The 777-nt window shown below is 71.8% G+C and carries 1 protein-coding gene; it reads left to right on the forward strand.

From position 1 onward, the window contains the following. Positions 1–777 (forward strand): condensation domain-containing protein (locus tag NKJ84_RS33060; protein WP_352510013.1); only part of this gene is annotated, 777 nt, incomplete at both ends.

The raw sequence follows: 777 nt of genomic DNA on the forward strand, positions 1-777 counted from the left end.
GCGAGGTGCGCGGCGACGGCAGCGGGGTCGGCGAGGCGCGGCGGATGCTGCCGCAGGCGCTCAACGATCGGCTGCGGGAGCAGGCGCGGCGGCTGGGGGTGAGCCTGGCCAGCCTGTGCCATCTGGCTTGGGGTCAGGTGGTGGCGCGCAGCAGCGGGCGAGAGCAGGTGGTGTTCGGCACGGTGCTGTTCGGCCGCATGCATGCGGGTGCGGGCGCCGACCGGGCGCTGGGCCTGTTCATCAACACCCTGCCTGTGCGGCTTGACCTGGACGGAACCGGGGTCGCGGCGAGCGTGCGGACCACGCATGCGCGGCTTTCCGAGCTGCTGGCGCACGAGCATGCCTCGCTGGCGCTGGCGCAACGCTGCAGCGGCGTTGCGGCGCCGGCGCCGCTGTTCAGCGCGCTGTTGAACTACCGTCACAACACGCCGGCGGCCATGGCCGGCTCCGGCACGGATGATGGTCTGTCCGGGGTGGAATGGCTGGGCGGGGAGGAGCGCACCAACTATCCGCTGACCCTGTCGGTGGAGGATTATGGCGAGGCGCTCGGCCTGACGGCGCAGGTGGTGGAGCCGGTGTCTGCGGATCGGGTCTGCGGCTACATGCAGCACGTGCTCGAGCAATTGGCGGAGGCGCTGGAGCGGGCGCCCGACAGGCCGGTGCGGGAGCTGGATATCCTGCCGGCCGCCGAGCGCACCTATCTGCTGGAGGATCTGAACCGGACGGCGGCGGCCTATCCGTCGCAGCGGTGCGTCCACGAGCTGTTCGAGGCGCAGG

It is taken from the genome of Mesorhizobium sp. M0048 (genome assembly GCF_040323405.1).
In the GTDB taxonomy this organism is placed as follows: domain Bacteria; phylum Pseudomonadota; class Alphaproteobacteria; order Rhizobiales; family Rhizobiaceae; genus Mesorhizobium.